The organism is Actinomadura sp. 9N407, from assembly GCF_044326315.1.
Lineage (GTDB): Bacteria > Actinomycetota > Actinomycetes > Streptosporangiales > Streptosporangiaceae > Spirillospora.
Genome location: NZ_JBIRAW010000024.1, coordinates 141,451 through 159,527, shown reverse-complemented (window position 1 = coordinate 159,527; position 18,077 = coordinate 141,451). Strand labels below are relative to the sequence as shown.

At 71.2% G+C, this 18,077-nt stretch carries 18 protein-coding genes; 15 read left to right on the top strand and 3 right to left on the bottom strand.

Going from position 1 to position 18,077, the window contains the following annotated elements; genetic code table 11:
* Positions 1–38: 38 nt before the first annotated feature.
* The 3 genes from ACH34Q_RS31755 to ACH34Q_RS31745 are packed head-to-tail and all read right to left on the bottom strand — an operon-like array spanning position 39 to position 1,758.
* On the bottom strand, positions 39–494 hold the full coding sequence (locus ACH34Q_RS31755; protein WP_395986791.1) for an acyl dehydratase: 456 nt from the start codon (positions 492–494) through the stop codon (positions 39–41).
* The gene (locus ACH34Q_RS31750) at positions 491–973 is read right to left on the bottom strand and encodes a MaoC family dehydratase N-terminal domain-containing protein (protein ID WP_395986790.1); all 483 of its coding nucleotides are present in this window, start codon (positions 971–973) and stop codon (positions 491–493) included. The genes ACH34Q_RS31755 and ACH34Q_RS31750 overlap by 4 nt, the downstream gene beginning before the upstream one ends.
* On the bottom strand, positions 970–1,758 hold the full coding sequence (locus tag ACH34Q_RS31745; protein ID WP_395986789.1) for a class II aldolase/adducin family protein: 789 nt from the start codon (positions 1,756–1,758) through the stop codon (positions 970–972). The genes ACH34Q_RS31750 and ACH34Q_RS31745 overlap by 4 nt, the downstream gene beginning before the upstream one ends.
* Positions 1,759–1,901: 143 nt before the next feature.
* Between ACH34Q_RS31745 and ACH34Q_RS31740 the strand changes: the two genes are divergently transcribed.
* The 15 genes from ACH34Q_RS31740 to ACH34Q_RS31670 all read left to right on the top strand — a co-directional run bounded on the left by ACH34Q_RS31740 (position 1,902) and on the right by ACH34Q_RS31670 (position 18,046).
* The gene (locus ACH34Q_RS31740; protein WP_395986788.1) at positions 1,902–2,765 is read left to right on the top strand and encodes an alpha/beta fold hydrolase; all 864 of its coding nucleotides are present in this window, start codon (positions 1,902–1,904) and stop codon (positions 2,763–2,765) included.
* Between the two features lie 2 nt (positions 2,766–2,767).
* Positions 2,768–5,056 (top strand): CoA transferase, encoded by a 2,289-nt coding sequence (locus ACH34Q_RS31735; protein WP_395986787.1) that lies wholly within the window; start codon positions 2,768–2,770, stop codon positions 5,054–5,056.
* Positions 5,053–6,636 (top strand): AMP-binding protein, encoded by a 1,584-nt coding sequence (locus tag ACH34Q_RS31730; protein WP_395986786.1) that lies wholly within the window; start codon positions 5,053–5,055, stop codon positions 6,634–6,636. The genes ACH34Q_RS31735 and ACH34Q_RS31730 overlap by 4 nt, the downstream gene beginning before the upstream one ends.
* A gap of 34 nt (positions 6,637–6,670) precedes the next feature.
* Positions 6,671–7,243, top strand: coding sequence for a DUF6506 family protein (locus ACH34Q_RS31725; protein ID WP_395986785.1), 573 nt, complete (start codon positions 6,671–6,673; stop codon positions 7,241–7,243).
* A gap of 231 nt (positions 7,244–7,474) precedes the next feature.
* Positions 7,475–7,996 (top strand): SgcJ/EcaC family oxidoreductase, encoded by a 522-nt coding sequence (locus tag ACH34Q_RS31720; RefSeq protein ID WP_395986784.1) that lies wholly within the window; start codon positions 7,475–7,477, stop codon positions 7,994–7,996.
* 90 nt (positions 7,997–8,086) lie between these two features.
* Positions 8,087–8,506: a RidA family protein gene (locus ACH34Q_RS31715; RefSeq protein ID WP_395986783.1), complete on the top strand. Its 420-nt coding sequence runs from the start codon at positions 8,087–8,089 to the stop codon at positions 8,504–8,506.
* Between the two features lie 160 nt (positions 8,507–8,666).
* Positions 8,667–10,034 carry an amidohydrolase family protein gene (locus ACH34Q_RS31710; protein WP_395986782.1) on the top strand — a complete coding sequence of 456 codons (1,368 nt, stop codon included), beginning with the start codon at positions 8,667–8,669 and terminating at the stop codon, positions 10,032–10,034.
* 66 nt (positions 10,035–10,100) lie between these two features.
* A complete protein-coding gene (locus ACH34Q_RS31705) occupies positions 10,101–10,955 on the top strand; it encodes a phytanoyl-CoA dioxygenase family protein (protein ID WP_395986781.1) in 855 nt (284 codons plus the stop codon).
* Between the two features lie 4 nt (positions 10,956–10,959).
* Positions 10,960–11,511 carry a VOC family protein gene (locus tag ACH34Q_RS31700; protein WP_395986780.1) on the top strand — a complete coding sequence of 184 codons (552 nt, stop codon included), beginning with the start codon at positions 10,960–10,962 and terminating at the stop codon, positions 11,509–11,511.
* A 25-nt stretch (positions 11,512–11,536) separates the two neighbouring features.
* Positions 11,537–13,192, top strand: a complete 1,656-nt coding sequence (locus ACH34Q_RS31695; RefSeq protein ID WP_395986779.1) for a class I adenylate-forming enzyme family protein — start codon at positions 11,537–11,539, stop codon at positions 13,190–13,192.
* Positions 13,193–13,236: 44 nt separating this feature from the next.
* Positions 13,237–14,202 carry an enoyl-CoA hydratase/isomerase family protein gene (locus ACH34Q_RS31690; RefSeq protein ID WP_395986778.1) on the top strand — a complete coding sequence of 322 codons (966 nt, stop codon included), beginning with the start codon at positions 13,237–13,239 and terminating at the stop codon, positions 14,200–14,202.
* Positions 14,203–14,314: 112 nt separating this feature from the next.
* Positions 14,315–15,622, top strand: a complete 1,308-nt coding sequence (locus ACH34Q_RS31685) for an amidohydrolase family protein (RefSeq protein ID WP_395986777.1) — start codon at positions 14,315–14,317, stop codon at positions 15,620–15,622.
* 53 nt (positions 15,623–15,675) lie between these two features.
* Positions 15,676–16,428 (top strand): SDR family oxidoreductase, encoded by a 753-nt coding sequence (locus ACH34Q_RS31680; protein ID WP_395986776.1) that lies wholly within the window; start codon positions 15,676–15,678, stop codon positions 16,426–16,428.
* A 64-nt stretch (positions 16,429–16,492) separates the two neighbouring features.
* Positions 16,493–17,293: a class II aldolase/adducin family protein gene (locus ACH34Q_RS31675; protein WP_395986775.1), complete on the top strand. Its 801-nt coding sequence runs from the start codon at positions 16,493–16,495 to the stop codon at positions 17,291–17,293.
* Between the two features lie 159 nt (positions 17,294–17,452).
* Positions 17,453–18,046 (top strand): TetR/AcrR family transcriptional regulator, encoded by a 594-nt coding sequence (locus ACH34Q_RS31670; RefSeq protein WP_395986774.1) that lies wholly within the window; start codon positions 17,453–17,455, stop codon positions 18,044–18,046.
* The last annotated feature ends 31 nt before the right edge of the window (positions 18,047–18,077 follow it).

Sequence of the window (18,077 nt, the reverse complement as noted above, 5' to 3'; positions counted from 1 at the left end):
CCTTTCAGCAGGGCTGGAAAGGGCGAACACGCCACGAGTCAACGTGAGAGGACGATCACGGCTCGGCCTCGGCAGCAGAGGGTGCCGGTCGGGTGGCGGTGCTCTTCCAGGGCCAGGGTGATCTCCCCGGTCGCCGGATCGGCCGACTCGACGACGCCGGAGACCACCAGCCGGTCACCGGCGTACGCGGGGGAACGGTTCTGCCAGCCCACCGAGCGCACCTCACCGGCGTCGCCCGCGAACGCCGCCGCCGCCCGGTAGAACAGGCAGCCGTGCAGCTGGGCCATGACGACCGGCCCGTCCAGGCCCTCGGACCGGGCGAACGCGGTGTCGTAGTGGATGCGGTGCGCGTTGCGGGTGACCGCCCCGAAGCGCAGCAGCCTGATCGCGTCGGGGAGCAGCTCGACCGCCGGGACCGGGGTGCCCGCCGTCATCTGCTGCCTCGAAGGACGGCTCGCCGGGTCGCTCGTCGGAAGACTCGCGGGATCGCTCATCGGACGATGAACCTCTCGATGACCTCGGTGAACGGGCCGCGTTCCGTACGGTAGGACTTGGCGACCGTGAGCAGCAGGAAGCCCGGCGCCTTGCCCTTGCGCTCCACCGACTCCAGGGTGCGACGCACCTCCACCCGCTCGCCGGGGCGGACCGGCCCCAGCAGGCGTACGTCCTGCCCGCCCGCCATGAGCCGCACGTCGAGCCCGTCGGTACCGGGGACCTCATCGCGGTACATGCCGTCCGGCCGGAACTCCCCGGGATCGGCGCCCGGCGCCCCGCGCAGCAGGCTGACCGGATACATCGGATGCACGGTGAAGGCGGGATGGTCCGGATCGACCAGATGCGCCGCCGTCTCCCCCGCCGCCCGCGCGAACTCGGCGGCCTCGGCGGCGTTCAGCACGCCGAGCGAGCGGTGCTCGGCCCGTCCGACCAGCGCGCGGGCGCGTTCCTCGGCCAGGCCGAGCGCCCCGCCCGTCACTCCCCCAGCTCCGGCTGCTCGGAGACGATGCGCTCCCAGATGGGCTGGAACGCGAACCAGCCCACGTCCTCACCGCCCACCTGCTCGGCGGTCAGCCGCGCGGTCTCCTCGTCCAGCTCGACCGGTTCCCCGGCCGCCCGCGCCATCAGCTCGGCCTGGAACGAACGCTCCATGGTCACGAACCACCAGACCGCCGAGTCCACCGTCCGGCCCACGGTGAGATGGCCGTGGTTGGCGAGGATCACCGCCTTGCCGTCGCCGAGCGAGGCCGCGATCTCCCTGCCCTCCTCGGGACCGAACACCACGCCGGTGTAGTCCTCGTGGAAGGCGTGCGAGCCGTGGAAGGCGCAGGCGTCCTGGGTGAGCGGCGCCAGCGTCCGGTGCAGGGACGAGAAGGACTTGCCGTACGGGCCGTGCGCGTGCACGGCCCCCACGACGTCGGGACGGGCCCGGTGCACCTCGGAATGGATCGCGAACGCCGCCCGGTTGAGCCGGCCCTCCCCCTCCACGACCTCGCCCTGGTCGTTCACCAGCAGCAGGTCCCCGGGCATGATCCGGCCGAAGTAGCGGCCGAACGGCGCCGTCCAGAAATGGTCGGTCCGCTCGGGGTCGCGGGCGGTGATGTGCCCGGCGATCCCCTCGTCCAGGCCGAACCGGGCCAGCACCCGGTAGCCCGCGGCGACCCGCCGCTTGCGGTGGGCCCGTTCGGCGGCCACGGTCGGGAACACGGGCGGGGCGGGAATGTTCGCCAGATCCCGCATGGCGACCTCGTCGGCGACCGTCATGAGCTGCCTCCCTTTCCTTTGGGGCCGAGCTGAGCGGCTCCCTCGCGGAGATTAGGCGCGGGCGTGCGTACCGGCTACCGGGACGGCCCGCTCAGCGGACCACCGCGCTTGGCCCGGCCGCCGCGCCCCGGCACGATCGGATCATGGACCTCATGCGGATCCGGCCAGCGCCGGAGGGCGCGTACGCCAAAGCGGACGGCGTCGCCTACCACTACATCGAGATGGGCGAGGGCAGCCCGACGATCTTCCTGCACGGCGGCGGGCCCGGCTGCACCGGCTGGTCGGACTTCGGGCAGGTGGCGCCGCTGTTCGCCGCGGACCGCCGGGTGCTGCTGGTCGACATCCTGCAGTACGGCAAGTCCGAGAAGACCGTCATCACGGGCCCCATGTGGGACTTCCACGCGGCCAAGACGGCGGCGCTGATGGACACGCTGGGCATCGATCGCGCCGACTTCGTCTGCAACTCCTGGGGCGGGACGATCGCGCTCGACTTCGCCGCCCGCCACCCCGAGCGGGTCCGGTCGCTGGTCATCACCGGGAGCCAGCCGGTCTGGTACGGCCCGCTGGCGCCGCTGCCGGAGAACGGTCACCGGGGGCGCAAGGCCCGCGACGTCTACTACGGCGGGGACGGACCGTCCTGGGAGAAGATGCGCCAGCTGATGGCGCGCCTGGAGTGGTACGACGCGGACGCGATCCCCGAGGCCACCGTGACGATGCGCTACGAGCAGAGCCTGGATCCTGAGGAGATGGCTCTGGCCGCGGCGTCCGACAACCCCCGTGGCGACTGGCAGGACCTGTCCGGCGTGCTCGGGTCCGTCCAGGCGCCGACGCTGTTCATGTGGGGCATGTACGACGGGTTCCTCACGCCCGACTACCCGCTGATGCTGGCCCGCATGCTGCCCAGGGGCAACCTGCACGTGATGGACCGGGCCGCCCACCACCTGCAGGAGGAGCGTCCGGCCGACTACTACAGTGTCGTGACCGGTTTCCTCGATCAGGAGCACTGAAAATGGAGGCACCGGCGGTACGGGTCGTCGAGCTGTCCAGCCCGTTCACCCGTTTCGCGGGCCGGCTGCTGGTCGGGCTCGGCCACGAGGTGATCCTCGCCGAGCCGCCCGAGGGCGACCCCTCCCGGCGGGAGCTGGACGGCTGGTCGTTCGCCCACTGGCACGCGGGCAAGCGGTCGGTCACCCTCGCGCCCGGCGACGCCTCAGGGCTGCGGCGCCTGCTGGAGACCGCCGACGTCCTGCTCGACGGCACCGCCGAAGGGGCCGGCGGGCTCGGCGGCCTGGAGCATCTGGTGCGCGTCCGGGTCACGCCGTTCGGGTCCGGTGGCCCGCGCGGCGCCTGGCAGGGAACCGACCTGGTCGTGTCCGCGCTCGGGGGCATGCTCGCCCAGGTCGGCGATCCCGGCGGCCCGCCCCTGTCGCTCCCGGAGAACCAGGCCGAGCAACTGGCGGGCGTGAACGCCGCGATCGCCGTCCTGCTGGGCCTGCGGGCGCGGCGGAACGGCCCCGGCCAGCTCATCGACGTCTCCGCCCAGGAATGTGTGGCCGCGAGCCTGGAGGCGGGCACGCTGGCCTACCTGCACGAGGACCGCGTGCCGTCCCGTCCCGGACGGGTGCACCCGCTGGTCCCGCACGGCCTGTTCCGCGCGGCCGACGGCCATCTGGGCGGCGGGCTGGGCGGCAGCCCCCGCATGTGGGACGCGCTGCTCGCCTGGCTCCGCGAGGAGAACGCGCAGGCCGACCTGGACGAGCCGCGCTGGCAGGATCCCGTCGAGCGCAAGAAGCACCAGGAGCACGTGTTCGAGGTCGTCCAGGCGTTCGCCGGCAAGTGGCCGAAGGCCGCGTTCGCCGAGGCGGCCCAGGGCAGGAAGCTGCCGTGGGCCGCCGTCGAACGCCCCGACGAGCTCGCCGCCAACCCGCAGCTCCTCGCCCGCGACTTCTTCGTCCAGGCCAGGACCGCCGAGGGGGAACGGACCGATCTCGGCTTCCCGTTCGCCTTCCCCGAGGGACGGCGCGTCGCGTCCCTCACCGTGGCCGAACCGGGCGCCGACCAGGCACTCCTTGACATGCCCCGCGAACCCGGCCGAGCCGGAACGGGCCAGGCGGGAGCGGGAGGACAGGGCGCACCGGCGCTGACCGGGGTACGCGTGCTGGATCTCACCTGGGTGCTGGCCGGGCCGTACTGCACCAAGGTCCTGGCCGACCACGGCGCCGAGGTGATCAAGGTGGAGTCGGAGACGCGTCCCGACCCCACCCGGTTCGCCCCGTTCATGCACCTGTCCCGGGGCCCGCACGGCGGCCCGGACGCCAACGGCTACTTCAACGAGGTCAACCGCAACAAGCACAGCGTGGCGCTCGGCCTGCGATCGGACGAGGGCCTGGCCGTCCTGCGCGAGCTCATCGCCGCCAGCGACGTCGTCGTGGAGAACTTCAGCTCCACGGTCATGACGAAGATGGGCCTCGGCTACGACGCGCTCCGCGAGATCAAGCCCGGCATCGTCTACGTGAGCATGTCGGGTATGGGCCACACCGGACCGCGCGGCGGGTGGGTGTCGTACGCCGACACCGTGTCCGCGAGTTCAGGGCTGACCGGACTGACCGGGTGGTCGGCCGACGACGTCGTCGGCGTGATCTACGGCCACGGAGACATCGTCGCGGGCCTCCAGGCCGCGCTCGCGACCGTCGCCGCGCTGGAGCACCGGGACCGTACCGGGCGCGGCCAGCACATCGACCTCTCCCAACTGGAGGCGATCACCGCCCACATGGGCACCAGCGTGATCGCGCCGGTCCCGCCCGTACCGCGCGGCAACTCCCATCCGTACTGGAGCCCGCAGGGTGTGTACCGCTGCCTGGGCCCGGACCGGTGGCTGGCGGTCAGCGTCCGTTCCGGTGCCGAACGCCAGGCGCTGCGCTCGGCGATCGGCCGTCCCGCCCTGGCGGACGAGGCACTCGACGAGGCGCTCGCCGCCTGGGCCCGTACGATGCCCGCCGACGCCGCCGCCGAGCGGCTGCAGGATCACGGAGTGGCCGCGGGGGCGGTGCTCAACGGCCAGGACCTGGTCGAACACGATCCCCAGCTCCGGGCTCGCGGCTTCTACGTGCGGATGGAGCATCCGGTCGCGGGCGCGTTCCTGCACGAGGGGACACCGATCCGCCTGAGCCGTACACCCGGCGGGATCCGCGCCCCCGCACCCCTGCTCGGCGCCGACACCGACGCCGTGCTGAGCGAGGTCGCCGGGCTATCCCCGGAACGGATCCGGCGGCTCCGCGACGCCGGGATCCTGCGATGACGAGTGGGCCCACCACCATCCCGGCCCTGCTCATCGCCGCTGCGGAACGGTTCGGCGAGCGCCCGTTCCTGCGCGCGGGCGGTGTGACCCGTACATACGGGAAGTCGGCCGAGGTCGCCGCGCGCATGGCCGGGGCGCTCGCCGCCCGGGGCGTCCGGCGCGGCGACCGGGTCGCCGTCATGGCGGCGAACCGGCTCGAATTCGTCGACCTCCTCCTCGGCTGCGCCTGGCTCGGCGCGGTGCCGGTCCCCCTGAACACCGGCCTGCGCGGCCAAGGCCTCCGCCACGCGCTGGCCGTCGCCGAACCGCCCTACCTCGTCACCGAGCCGGAATACGCCGAACGCATCGCCGAGGCCGGTCACCGGGGAACGATCTGGCTCATCGGCCTGGACCACCCCTCACCCCGAGAATCCGAGCCGATCGCCCCGGCTCCCGTACGCCCGCAGGACACCGCCGCCGTCCTGTTCACATCGGGCACCACCGGGCCCTCGCGCGGAGTACTCTGCCCGCACGCCCAGTTCGGATGGTGGGGCCTCAACGTCTCCGACTCGCTCCGCCTCACCTGCGACGACGTCCTCTACACCTGCCTGCCGCTGTTCCACACCAACGCGCTCAACGCACTCGCCCAGGCCATGGTCGCCGGCGCGGCCTACACACTCGGCCCGCATTTCTCCGCCTCCCGCTACTGGACGCGCGTGGCCGAGGCCGACGCCACCGTCCTCTACCTGCTCGGCGCGATGGTGCCCATGCTGATGGCACGCCCACCGGGCCCGCAGGACCGCGCGCACCGGGCATGGCGCGCGCTCTCCCCCGCCACTCCCGCTCATCTCTGGGAGCCCTTCCGCGAACGCTTCGGCGTCACGCTGGTCGACGGCTTCGGCTCCACGGAGACGAACCTGGTCATCGGAACCGGCGTCGGCGACTGCCGTCCCGGCCACATGGGCGTGGTCCGCGACGGCTTCTCCGCCCAGGTCGTCGACGAGCACCTCGACCCCGTACCGGACGGAACGCCCGGCGAACTCCTCGTCCGCAGCCACCGGCCCCTGGCCTTCTCCACCGGCTACGTCGGCGCCCCGCCCGAACCGTCCGGCTCCTGGCGCCGTACGGGCGACCGCGTCGTCCGCGACCCCGGGGGCTGGTACCGCTTCGTCGACCGGATCAAGGACGTCATCAGGCGGCGCGGCGAGAACATCTCCTCCCACGAGGTCGAGGCCGCCGTCCGCGCGCACCCGGCCATCGCCGAGGCCGCCGCGTTCCCCGTCCCCTCCGACCTGGCCGAGGACGAGGTCATGGTCGCCGTCCTCGTCCGCCCAGGCCACACGCTCGACCCGGACGACCTCGTCCGCCACTGCGAACGCGAGCTTCCCCCGTTCGCCGTACCGCGCTACATCGAGACCCTGCCGGAACTCCCCCTCACCGAGACCGGCAAGATCCGCAAGGTCGCCCTCCGCGAACGCGGCGTGACCCCCACGACCTGGCACCGCTCATCGCCTCCCCCGACGAACGACGACCCTCCTCAGCACGTCCCTGAAAAGGCAACCCCACCCCGAGCGCCTTCCTCTGTCCACGAAACCGGTTGACCTCAAGTGCGGTCGAGACAGCAGACTGCTGAGCATGCGCGAAGACAACGTGGTCATTTATGAGGAGACCGGCGCCGACCCGACGTCCGACGTCCTGACGATCGAGACCGGGAGCGGGCGCACGCGAGTGCGGGCCGTCGGCAAGCCGGAGGAGATGGTCGAGCTCGTATCCCGGCTGATCGATGAAGGGGTGACCCGGATCGAGCTCTGCGGTGCGTTCGGTGCGGTGTGGCACGCCGCGGCCGGCCGGGCCGCCGGCGGAAGGATCCCCGTGGGGGCCATCTACTACGGGTTCGAGTCGCTCGTCGGCGTGGCCTCGTACAAGACGCGTTTCGAGGACGGAGAGGTCCTGTCAGAGGCGTTCATCGTCATTCACGATGGCGCCGATCCATCGTCCGACGTGGTGGTGCACCACAAGACCGACGGCGGCAGGACGACCCTCGTGGCGGTCCCGGACGAGGCCACCGCCGGCGAGGTGGCCGGAAGGATGGCAGACGAGCTGCAGCTGATCGAGCTGTACGGCGGGCCTGGGCCCGAGGGCGCCGAGCCGGCCATCCGGGCGGCGGACGGCAAAGTGCCCATCGGCGTCACCGCGTACCGGCATTGACGGCACAGGTCGGCGGTCACCGCTGTCCCGCCGACGGGACACCTCGCGTGTACGACACCCCGCCGGCTCGTCCTCTTCCGGCGCTCTGCGACCACCATTCGCCGCGCCCATGGAGCCGTGCCATTCGAAAGGTTCCGCCAGTCGGCCCGGAACTGCACGGCACCACCGGCGAATGGTGGCAGAACATTGCGGTGCGACTTCAGCCAAGCTCAAGGTGCCACCGTGTCCCGCATGGAAACAACGAGAATCGACGAGCGGACACGCCAGGCTGAAATCGACGCGATCGAGCACGTGGTCGCCACGATCCAGCACACCCAGCAGAACGAGCTCCCTGGGGAGTTCGTCGCGCTGTTCCGTTCCGACGCGATCTGGACGACGGCCTTGGGTAAACGCCTCACCGGCCGCGACGAGATCTCGGCGTTCACGCACAAAGTCCTGCCTGGTGCGATGAGAGAATCCACGGCCACTTACGAAGTGGTCCACGTCCTGTTCAACCGTCCCGACGTCGCCGCCGTCAAGGTCCGCCAGCGGGCGGTGACCCTGGACGGCCGGCCGGTCGAAGGCCGGAACGAGGGCAGGCCGCTGTACGTGATGGCCAAGCAGGACGGGCGATGGCTTCTGACCGCCTGCCAGAACACCGAGGTACTCGCTCGTGACCGCCGGCCTCGGCGCATCACGACCGCCGCGACCGTCGGCCTGAGCGCATCGCGATCGCGGATAGCACAGCGTCGATCCCACGGCCGACACGGCTGACGCCGACCACACTGAACACGGTGGCCCCCCGGGAACCGGGATTGCTTTCTGCCTCGTTCGGTCAGTAAGACCCATCTGAAACGGAGAGCAATGACTGACCGTGTAACCCTCGTCCGCAACCCACTGCTCGCGCAGGCGGTCGAGTACGCCTACGCGGCGACCGTGCCCCTCGCCTCGGCCCGTGCCGTCTGGACGGCTGGGGCGTGCCCGCTCGATGGCGACGGCGTCACCGTGGCCGTGGGTGACTATTCAGGCCAGGCCCGCCAGGTGATGCTCAACCTCGAGGAGGCCCTGCGCGGCGCCGGTGCGACGCTGAGCGACGTGGTGAAGACCACCGTGTACGTCGCCTCGTCCCGGCAGGAGGACCTTGTTCAGGCTTGGCAGGTCGTCCGCGAGCACATGGGCGCCCACGATGCACCCAGCACACTCCTCGGTGTCGCGGCGCTCGGCTACGACGACCAGCTCGTCGAGGTCGAGGCCGTCGCTGTGATCAACGACTTCCGCGCTTGATCCGGCGGCCGGGCCGATCGTGCCGCCGTGCAGGGAAGGGTGTCGAGAACGAGCCGGCGGGCGGAACCGCTCGCCGGGGCCGCCGGAATCGGTATCCGCAAGGTGGGTGGCACTGAGTGCCACGGCGAGTTATGGTGGCCCGAAGCAGAGAGGGGATGCCATGTCGCGGGTACGTGACGAAGCCCCGGGTGGTCGTGCCGCCGAGGAGCGCTACACCGTGGTGTCGACCGACAGCCACGTGGGACCGTCCGTCAAGAACCAGCTGCGGGAGTACTGCGACTCCAAGTACCTCGAGGACTTCGATCGCTTCGTGGAGGAGATGGAAGGACACGGGCTGCTTTCCTTCCGGTCCTCCGAAGCCGCCAAGCCCGGCGAGGACGAGAGCTGGTCGCTCGGGCGATCCCAGGCCGAGCAGTTCGGGAAGCGGGCGGGGATCCGCAACGCCGACCAGGTCGGCCATCGGTTCCTGCAGCGGAGTTACGAGCACAGCCTGATGCCGGGGCTCCAGGACCATTCGGCCCGGCTCGCCGACATGGACACCTCAGGTGTCGCCGCGGACGTCATCTACCACGGCGGACTGAACGGCCAGTCGATCCCGTTCTCGACCACCGGCCTCATCAGCTGGGGCGACTCGACGTACAACCATCTCGAGCCCGTCGGGGTCCGCGTCTACAACCGATGGCTGGCGGACTTCGTCTCGATGGCTCCGGCGCGCCATGCCGGCATCGCCCACATCCCGATCTCGGATCCCGAGGCGTGCGTCCGTGAGGTCGAGTGGGCGGCCGGGGCCGGTCTGAAGGGCATCAACCTGCCCGCGCCGCGTGGCGACTTCCCCATGCTCAACGACCCGGTGTGGGAGCCGCTGTGGGCGGCGTGCGCGGAGACCGGGCTGTCGCTCAACACGCACGGCGGCGGCGGCGAGCACTACCCGTACCAGGGCCAGGGCGCGCAGGCGATGTACATGATGGAGACGGCGTGGCGGACCCGTCGCGGCGTCTGGGTGATGGTCCTCAGCGGGATCTTCGACCGCCACCCCGCTCTGAAGCTGGTGCTGACCGAGCAGTGGATGGACTGGGCTCCCGGCGTGATGGCCGACATGGACGGGCTCTACAACGGGTCGGCCGGCTCCGCGGTACGGGCCGCCCTGCCCAGGCCTCCGTCCGAGTACTTCAAGCAGAACTGCTACATCGGCGCGAGCTTCATGGCCAACTGGGAGGCGAAGTTCGCGATCGAGCACGGTTTCGCGGGCAACGTCATGTGGGGCGACGACTATCCCCACGCCGAGGGAACGTGGCCGCACACGCGGGAGGCGATGCGGTTCACCTTCTGCGACATCGATCCGGAGTACACGCGGCGGAACATCGGCGATACGGCGATCGACGTGTACGGGCTCGACCGCGCCGAATTGGACCGGATCGCCGCCCGGATCGGTCCGATGGTGGCCGAACTCACGACTCCCACCCCGCCGCCCGATGACGAGGTGCTGGGTCTCTACGCGTTCCGCACCGGGCCGGGGATCTTCATCTGAGCAGGCGCCGGCGAACGGAACCATAAGCGGTGGCAGGTCGGGCGTCCGGAGGAGACGGTGAACAACATGAAGGACGAGAGTGCGGTGCGGGCACGGCCTTGCAGGTCGGTGACCGTCGAGGAGATCGACCATCTCCACGAGTTCGGCTGGGTGAAACTCAAAGGATTCGTCGACCCGGACGTGCTGCGCGCCATGCTCGACGTCGCACGCGAGAAAATGGGTGACGATGCCGACGGCAACCCGTTGTCCCCGGCCCTTGAGGCGGCGGTGGCGGAGGGAAAGGCCGGGCTGTCCTACTTCAACGCCCAGCGCAGTTCGGGCCTTTCGCACCCGGTGATGCGGTCCCTGATCCACGATGTGGGAAAGAGTGCGCAGCGACTGCAACGGCGCACCACCGCCGATGGTGCCGACCTGGGCGTCCGGTATTACTCGGACTTCTTCGTCCCGAAACTGCCCGCCTCGAAGAAGTCCCGGCATGGCGGGAACGGCCCCACCGCCTTCCACCAGGATTTCATCACCTTCTCCGTCGACCGTTCCGGTGGCATGACCTTCTGGTTCCCCCTGGAGCCGTACGGCCCGCGGGCGGGGACGATGTCGTTCGTGAACGGGTCGCACCGGGCCGGGGTCCTCGGCGACTACACGACGTACGGCGACGGCGACGCCCTCGACGCCTTTCCCGAGCTTCGCGCGCTGGAGGTGTCCGAGCCGATGACGTACGAGCTGGGCGACGTCACGGTCCACACCCACCTCACCGTCCACGGCGCCGGCCCGAACATGATGGAACGCCCCCGCTGGGCCTACCTCCTCGTCACCCAGCCGGCCGACGTCTGCTGGAACGGCTCGCCGTGCCCGAACTTCGATTCGACCGCCATGAAGCCGTGGGAGCCGTTCGGCGACGAGCGCTTCCCGGTGATCGGCTAGCGCGATGGACACAGCGGCGATGGCCCTCCTTCCCCCCTTTCCGAACCGCGACTTCATGCAGATGTGCTGGGTGGTGCCCGATCTTCGTACCGCCATCGACTCCTGGGTGCGCACCGCCGGTGTCGGACCGTTCTTCTGGTTCGACGGCGTCCCGTGCACCGACGGGAGTTATCGAGGGCGGCCGGCCGAATTCCCGGCGGTCACGGCCGCCATCGCCTACGCGGGAGGCCTGCAGATCGAGGTGCTCTGCCAGAACGACGACGAACCCTCGATCTTCTCCGAGCTCGTCCCGCGCGGGCGGTCCGGGCTCCACCACACCGGGCTGATCGCCCGCGACTACGAGGCCGAGCGCGACGCCTACGTCAGGGCGGGCGCGGCGCTCGCCTTCGAGGGCCGCATCGGCGCCAGCCGGACCTGCTGGCTCGACACCTCGGCCACGCTCGGGTTCATGATCGAGCTGCTCGAGCCGAGCCCCACGCGGGAGGCGGGCTTCGCCGCCATGCGCAAGGCCGCCGACACCTGGGACGGCACGAACCCGATCATCGGCCTCTCCTGAGTACGCCCTGGCCGGGAGGAGAGCGATGGACGAGAGCGAGCCGGCGTCGACGTTTCCCCAGCTGTTCGCGGAGATCGTCGCGGCACGGGGCGAGCGTGACGCGCTCATCCTCGCGAACGCGACACTGACCTACCGTGAGCTCGACGAGAGATCCGCCAGGATGGCCCGGGCGCTGCTGGCGAGCGGCATGGGCAAGGGCGCGCGGATCGGGCTGCTGGCGCCCGACGGAGCGCTCTGGCTGACGGCCTTCTACGCGGCCCTGCGGATCGGTGCGCTCGTCACCCCCATCAGCACGCTGGCGCCGCCTCCGGAGCTGGCGCAGATCATCCGCACGAGCGACGCCCAGATCCTCATCGGGGTGCGCCGCTTCCTCCGGCACGACTACGCCGACGAGCTGACCAGGGCGCTGCCGGGGCTGGGCGAGGGCGGGGCGGGCGCGCTCCGGCTCCTCGGCGCCCCGCACCTGCGGTCCGTCTGGCTCGACGACGCCGCCGGCCTGCCGTGGGCGCGGCCGGTCGAGGATCTCCTGGCCCGGGCCGATGCCCCGGACGCGCCCGACGCCGCACTGCTCGCCGCCGTGGAACGGGAGGTGTCACCCGGCGACGACGCGTTCGTCGTCTACACCTCGGGGAGCACGGCGGCCCCGAAGGCCGTCGTGCACGGGCAGTGGGCGGTGGCGCGCCAGCCGCCGGTGCTCGCCAGGTACTTCCTCCTGACGGGCGCCGACCGCACCATGCCGCTACTGCCCGCGTTCTGGATGGGCGGCATCGCCGCCGCTCTCCAGGTGCTGAGCACCGGCGGGACGCTGGTCTACCCGCCTTCCCCGGACATCGAGGACGTGCTCGACATGGTCGAGCGGCACAAGGTCACCTATGTCGTCGTCTGGCACCTCCTGGCGAAGCTGCGGGCGGCGGCGCTCGCGCGGGGCATCGACGCCGACGGGATCCGCGGCATGGGCGGCCCGTCGCGCGACGAGCACGGCTGGATCATCCCGCCACGGCTCCGGGCGAGCCTGCTGGGGATGTCGGAGAGCTTCGCGCCCCACAGCGCCGAGCCGGTCGACCGGCGCATGCCGGACGGCAAGGCGGGCGCCTCGGGCCGCGCCGTCAACGGCATCGAACGTCGCGTGGTGGATCCGGAGACCGGCGCGGAGGTGCCGGCGGGCCAGGTCGGCGAGCTCCAGCTCCGCGGCGGTGCGCTGATGACCGGTCTCTACAAGGTCGACCGCCGGGAGGTGTTCACGCCCGACGGCTTCTACCCCACGAACGATCTCGTGCGGATCGACGCCGACGGCTATGCCTTCTTCGCCGGCCGGACGGGCGACATGATCAAGACGAACTCCGCGAACGTGTCCCGGCTGGAGGTCGAGGCCGCCCTGAACGCGCTGCCGCAGGTGGCGCTCTCGCTCGTCGCCCCGCTGCCCGATCCGGAGTCCGGGGAGGTCGTCGCGGCGGCGGTGGTCCCGGCGCCGGGCACCGCCCCGACCGAGGACGGTCTCAGGACGGCGCTGCGCGACCGCCTGTCCAGCTTCAAGATCCCCCGCCGCATCGTGTTCATCGCGCATGACGACGTCCCGAGAACGGCGACGGGAAAGGTGCGGCTCTTCGACCTGGCCGAACTGATCACATCCCGCGGGCGCCCGGAGCCGTCACCGGAACGGGGGGCATCGGCCGCGGGCTAGGCACCGCCGTTCCGGCACATCGGCACCGACAGGAGAAGGCACGCATGACGGACAAGGACAGCCGGCCCTCGGCGGAGGAGATCGTCCGCTACGAGAAGGATCCGAAGACCAAGATCGCGACGATCACGCTCGACCGGGCCGACGAGCTCAACGCGATGACGATCGACGCCCAGCACCGGTACGCCGACCTCGTCCGGCTGGCCGGCATCGACGACGACGTGAAGGTCCTGGTGATCCGGGCGAACGGCCCGGACCTCGGCAGCGGCGCCGATCTTCCGGAGCTGATGGACATCATGGCCGGCCGGGGCGACGTCTCCATGAAGCACATCGTCAGGGTCCCCGAGGACGCCGACGTCGAGTACCCGCCGAAGGGCTCCTACCGCTACGGCGCCTCGAACGTCCAGTTCTACACCGACCCGAGCGCCGGGATGCGGAGCCTGCAGGACTTCAAGAAGATCAGCATCCTCGAGGTGCGCGGCTACTGCTACGGCTGGCACTTCTACCAGGCGGCCGACGCCGACCTCGTCATCTCGGCCGAGGGCGCCCTGTTCGGGCATGCCGCGTTCCGCTACGCCGGCTTCGCGGCGCGGCAGTGGCAGTGGTGCACGATGATGGGCGTCCGCAAGTTCATGGAGATGGTGTTCACCGGCCGCCCGTTCACCGCCAGGGAGATGTACGACTGCGACTTCGTCAACGCCGTCGTCCCCTTCGACGAACTCGAGGCGATGACGGAGAAGTACGCGCTCGCCTGCGCCCGCTCCCGGCCGACCGACACGGTCTTCGTCCAGAAGACCTTCTTCGAGATCTTCAAGCAGCACCAGGGCGAGTACATGGGCAGCATCCTGGCCGGCCTGCTGGAGTCGACGGGCCGGCTCCTGCGGCCCGACGGCGCATCGCTCGAACTCGACCGCGAGACGCTCGATCGCGGCCTGACCAACGCGGTCCGCGACAACGACGAGCACTTTCCGCCCGAATGGCGGCTCAGCCGGCGGGGGCGGGCGGCCGAGTGAGCCGCGCTACCGCGTCCTGGCGGCTCGCGGCCCGCGGCCGCGGCAGAACCGCCTGTCCGAGATCGGCGCCGTTCCCTGACCAGGGCGCCGATCCGTCGAAGGAGGGATTCCGATGCTGGTCCTGACGAACGCGAAGGTCTTCGACGGCCGGGAGATGCTCCCCGGCAGGCATGACGTGACCCTCGACGGAGACCGGATCGCGGCGATCGACGATGCGTCCCGCGCCCCGTCCCCCGACGCCTCCCCCAGCGCGTCCGATGACGTCCCCGCCGAGGTCGTCGATGTGGGCGGCATGACGCTGATGCCCGGTCTCATCACCAGCCACCTGCACCCGGACTTCTACAAGTTCGACATCTTCGCCGGAGAGAAGCCCGGCAAGGAGCTTCCTCCCGGCGTCATGATGGCGATCGGTGTCCGCACCTGCCGGGTCCTGCTGGAGAGCGGCTTCACCGGCTACTCCGGCGCCGCCTGCGCGCACGACATCGACGCCCAGCTCAAGATCGCCATCGCCCAGGACATCATCCCGGGCCCCCGCATCCGTGCGTGCGGCCATCACCTCGGCACCACCGGCGACATGAACAACAGCGCCCGGTGGTGGAAGCGCTACGAGACGCCGGGCCTCGACATCTGCGTCGACGGCCCCGAGGCCATGCGGAAGCTCGTCCGCGAGGAGATCGGCCGCGGGGTCCAGACGATCAAGATCTTCGCCGGCGCCGGGCACGGCATCCCCCACCACACGACGCGCAACATGGCACGCGACGAGATCGCCTCGATCGCGGACACCGCGCACGAACGCGGCACCAAGGTACGCGCCCATGTCGCCGGCAAGCGGATGATCCTGGAGTGCATCGAGCTCGGCGTCGACGTCGTCGACCACGGCGACGAGGTCGACGAGGAGGTCATCGAGGCCATGGTGGCGGCGGGCACCTTCTGGGTGCCCAGCCTCGTCTACCTCTGGAGCCTGTTCGAGATCGGCTACGCCGAGCGGTCCGGCGTGACGCGGGCGCAGTACGACCATATGCGGGCGATGCTTCCCCTCGCGCAGAAGGCAGGCGTCCGGATCCTGATCGGTGACGACTACAGCGGCGTGTTCCGGACCCTGCTCAAGGACGACCCGCTCGACCACCAGGTCGGCAACTACGGCCGCGAGTTCGCCTTCTACGGCGAGATCGACGGCCTGTCGCCGGCCGAGGTGCTGAGCTGGGGCACCGCCAACGCCGGCCAGCTGCTGATGGACCCGCCGGCGAGGGTCGGCGTGGTGGAGCCGGGGGCCATGGCCGACCTCATCGTCGTCGACGCTGATCCGCTCGCGGATCTGTCGTCCCTCGCGCGTCCCGGCGAGACCCTCAAGGCGGTCATCCGTGACGGTGCCTTCGCGATCGATCGTCTCCCTCCGCGCACGAAGGGCACCGCGGCCTGATCCCGCGCCCGGTCACCGGACCGGCGAGCGGGACGACCTGGAACGAAGGAGCGATGGACCGAACCGAGGAACACAAGGTCGTCTTCGTGACCGGCGCCGGCTCGGGCATCGGGCGCGCCGCGGCGGAGGCGTTCGTCCGCCGCGGCTACGCGACCGTGCTCGCCGACATGAACGAGGAGGCCGGCCGCGCCGCGGAGGCCGAGCTGCGCGCGTTCGGCGAATGCAGCTTCTTCCCGTGCGACGTGACCGAGGACGACACCGTCCGCGAGGCGGTGGCCCGGGCCGTCGCCACCTACGGGCGGCTCGACGCCGCCTTCAACGCCGCCGGGATCGACGGCGAGCACGGCAGGCCCACCGCCGAGTGCACCATGGACAACTGGAACCGGGTGATCGCCGTCGACCTGACCGGCACCTGGTCCTGCCTGCGCCACGAGCTGCCCGAGATCGTCAGGGCGGGCGGCGGCTCGATCGTGAACTGCGCGTCGGTGGCCGGGCTCCGGGCCGCGCCCACGCTGCCGGCCTACACCGCCGCCAAGCACGGTGTCGTCGGGCTGACCAGGGGCGCGGCACGCGAGTACGCCCATGCCGGGGTCCGGGTGAACGCCATCTGCCCCGGCACCGTGGACACGCCCATGTTCCGGCGTTCGATGGCGCCCGACGTCATCGAACGCCTCGTGGCGGCCAATCCGGTGGGGCGCCTGGCCGAGGCGAGCGAGATCGCGGACGTCGCGGTGTGGCTGTGCGAGGACGCCCCCGGTTTCCTCACCGGCCAGGCGATCGCGGTGGACGGCGGCACCGGCGCGTGACGTGGGACCAGCGCGTGACGTGGGATCTGACGGGACCGCCCGGTCCCGGGACGGAGGCAGGACCATGACGATCTCGTCGCTCGGCGATCACGGGACGGCGCCCGCCGAGCCCGGCGAATGGCCGCGCCCCCAGCCGGAGCGGACGATCGAGCAGGAACGCCTGCACCGCAGGCGGCGCCTGGCCGGCGCGTTCCGGATCTTCGCCCGGCTCGGCCTGCACGAGGGTCTGGCCGGCCACATCACCGCTCGCGACCCCGGACGTCCCGACCATTTCTGGGTCAACCGGTTCGGGATCGACTTCAGCCGGATCACCGTCTCGAACCTGCTGCTGGTGGACGCGGAGGGCCGGATCGTCGAGGGCGGTCCGCCGCTGAACAGGGCCGCGTTCGCCATCCACTCCCGCATCCACGAGTCTCGCCCGGACGTCGTCGCCGCGGCGCACAGCCACTCGGTCTACGGGAAGGCGCTGTCGGCCGTCGGCGAGCCCCTGCACCCCATCAGCCAGGACGCGTGCGCCTTCTACGAGGACCACGTGATCTTCGATGACTACGCCGGCGTCGTGCTGAGCACCGGTGAGGGCGACCGGATCGCCGCCGCGCTCGGCCGGCGCAAGCTGGCCCTGCTCGCCAACCACGGGCTGCTGTCGGTCGGGACGTCGGTCGAGTCGGCCGCGTACTGGTACATCGCGGCCGAGCGCGCGGCCAAGGCGCAGCTCATCGCGGCCGCCTCCGGCGCCCTCAAGCACATCGACCACGACACGGCCCGGCTGACCGCCCGCCAGGTCGGCGGCGAGACCCTGGCGCGCTGGTCGTTCGAGGCGCTGTACCAGGTCGTCGTCGAGGAGGAGCCCGCCCTCCTCGACTGAGGCCTGGCCGCCGGGCGTGGTGTCCCTGGCCGGCGCCGGGAGTACGAGGAGCCCCGCGTGCGGAAACGGTTCATGGCACTGCGCACCCTGGAAGGAAGCCGTTCGTCCAGGTATTGCCTGGCCGAGCGGCTACCCCGCCGGTTCGGTAGGGTTGCGTGGATGATCCAGCGGAGGGCCCCCGGCGCGGCCCGTGAACGGGTCCTGGCCGCGGCCCTGGAACTGTTCGCCCGGCACGGCGTCCACGGCACCTCGCTGCAGATGATCGCCGACGAGATGGGCGTGACCAAGGCGGCCGTCTACCACCAGTTCCCCGCCAAGGACGAGATCGTCCGCGCCGTCATCGCCCCGGCCCTCGACCGGCTCGCCGAGATCACCGCCGTGGCGGAGCGGCAGCGGAGCCGCTCCGCGCGCGCCGAGGTCGTCCTGGCGGGGATCGTGGACCTCGTCGTGGACAACCGCCACCTCACGACCGTCCTGCGGTCCGACCCCGCCATCGTCGAGATGCTCCGCGAGACGCCGGGGATGCGGGACGTCGAGGAACGCGTCTTCGAGCTGCTCGCGGGCCCCGACCCCACCCCCGAGATCTTCGTCGCCACCATCATGGTCAGCGGCGGCCTCATGTCCGCCGCCACGGGTCCGACCCTGGCCGGCCTCGACGACGCGACGCTGCGCCGCCATCTCCTCGGTAACGCCCACCGCCTGCTCCGCCTCAGGCCCCCCGCCGATCCACCCCCGCCCCTTGCACGTGGGTGAGCCAGGGCTTGTCTCAAAGTGGCTCGGCCGG

What these genes read in the sequence shown, in the direction of transcription:
- ACH34Q_RS31670 (WP_395986774.1), top strand. Translation starts at nt 17,453, where the DNA reads ATGATCCAGCGGAGGGCCCCCGGCGCGGCCCGTGAACGGGTCCTGGCC.
- ACH34Q_RS31705 (WP_395986781.1), top strand. Translation starts at nt 10,101, where the DNA reads ATGAAGGACGAGAGTGCGGTGCGGGCACGGCCTTGCAGGTCGGTGACC.
- ACH34Q_RS31730 (WP_395986786.1), top strand. Translation starts at nt 5,053, where the DNA reads ATGACGAGTGGGCCCACCACCATCCCGGCCCTGCTCATCGCCGCTGCG.
- ACH34Q_RS31725 (WP_395986785.1), top strand. Translation starts at nt 6,671, where the DNA reads ATGCGCGAAGACAACGTGGTCATTTATGAGGAGACCGGCGCCGACCCG.
- ACH34Q_RS31745 (WP_395986789.1), bottom strand. Translation starts at nt 1,758, where the DNA reads ATGACGGTCGCCGACGAGGTCGCCATGCGGGATCTGGCGAACATTCCC.
- ACH34Q_RS31685 (WP_395986777.1), top strand. Translation starts at nt 14,315, where the DNA reads ATGCTGGTCCTGACGAACGCGAAGGTCTTCGACGGCCGGGAGATGCTC.
- ACH34Q_RS31680 (WP_395986776.1), top strand. Translation starts at nt 15,676, where the DNA reads ATGGACCGAACCGAGGAACACAAGGTCGTCTTCGTGACCGGCGCCGGC.
- ACH34Q_RS31715 (WP_395986783.1), top strand. Translation starts at nt 8,087, where the DNA reads ATGACTGACCGTGTAACCCTCGTCCGCAACCCACTGCTCGCGCAGGCG.
- ACH34Q_RS31700 (WP_395986780.1), top strand. Translation starts at nt 10,960, where the DNA reads ATGGACACAGCGGCGATGGCCCTCCTTCCCCCCTTTCCGAACCGCGAC.
- ACH34Q_RS31675 (WP_395986775.1), top strand. Translation starts at nt 16,493, where the DNA reads ATGACGATCTCGTCGCTCGGCGATCACGGGACGGCGCCCGCCGAGCCC.
- ACH34Q_RS31695 (WP_395986779.1), top strand. Translation starts at nt 11,537, where the DNA reads ATGGACGAGAGCGAGCCGGCGTCGACGTTTCCCCAGCTGTTCGCGGAG.
- ACH34Q_RS31720 (WP_395986784.1), top strand. Translation starts at nt 7,475, where the DNA reads ATGGAAACAACGAGAATCGACGAGCGGACACGCCAGGCTGAAATCGAC.
- ACH34Q_RS31755 (WP_395986791.1), bottom strand. Translation starts at nt 494, where the DNA reads ATGAGCGATCCCGCGAGTCTTCCGACGAGCGACCCGGCGAGCCGTCCT.
- ACH34Q_RS31690 (WP_395986778.1), top strand. Translation starts at nt 13,237, where the DNA reads ATGACGGACAAGGACAGCCGGCCCTCGGCGGAGGAGATCGTCCGCTAC.
- ACH34Q_RS31735 (WP_395986787.1), top strand. Translation starts at nt 2,768, where the DNA reads ATGGAGGCACCGGCGGTACGGGTCGTCGAGCTGTCCAGCCCGTTCACC.
- ACH34Q_RS31740 (WP_395986788.1), top strand. Translation starts at nt 1,902, where the DNA reads ATGGACCTCATGCGGATCCGGCCAGCGCCGGAGGGCGCGTACGCCAAA.
- ACH34Q_RS31710 (WP_395986782.1), top strand. Translation starts at nt 8,667, where the DNA reads ATGTCGCGGGTACGTGACGAAGCCCCGGGTGGTCGTGCCGCCGAGGAG.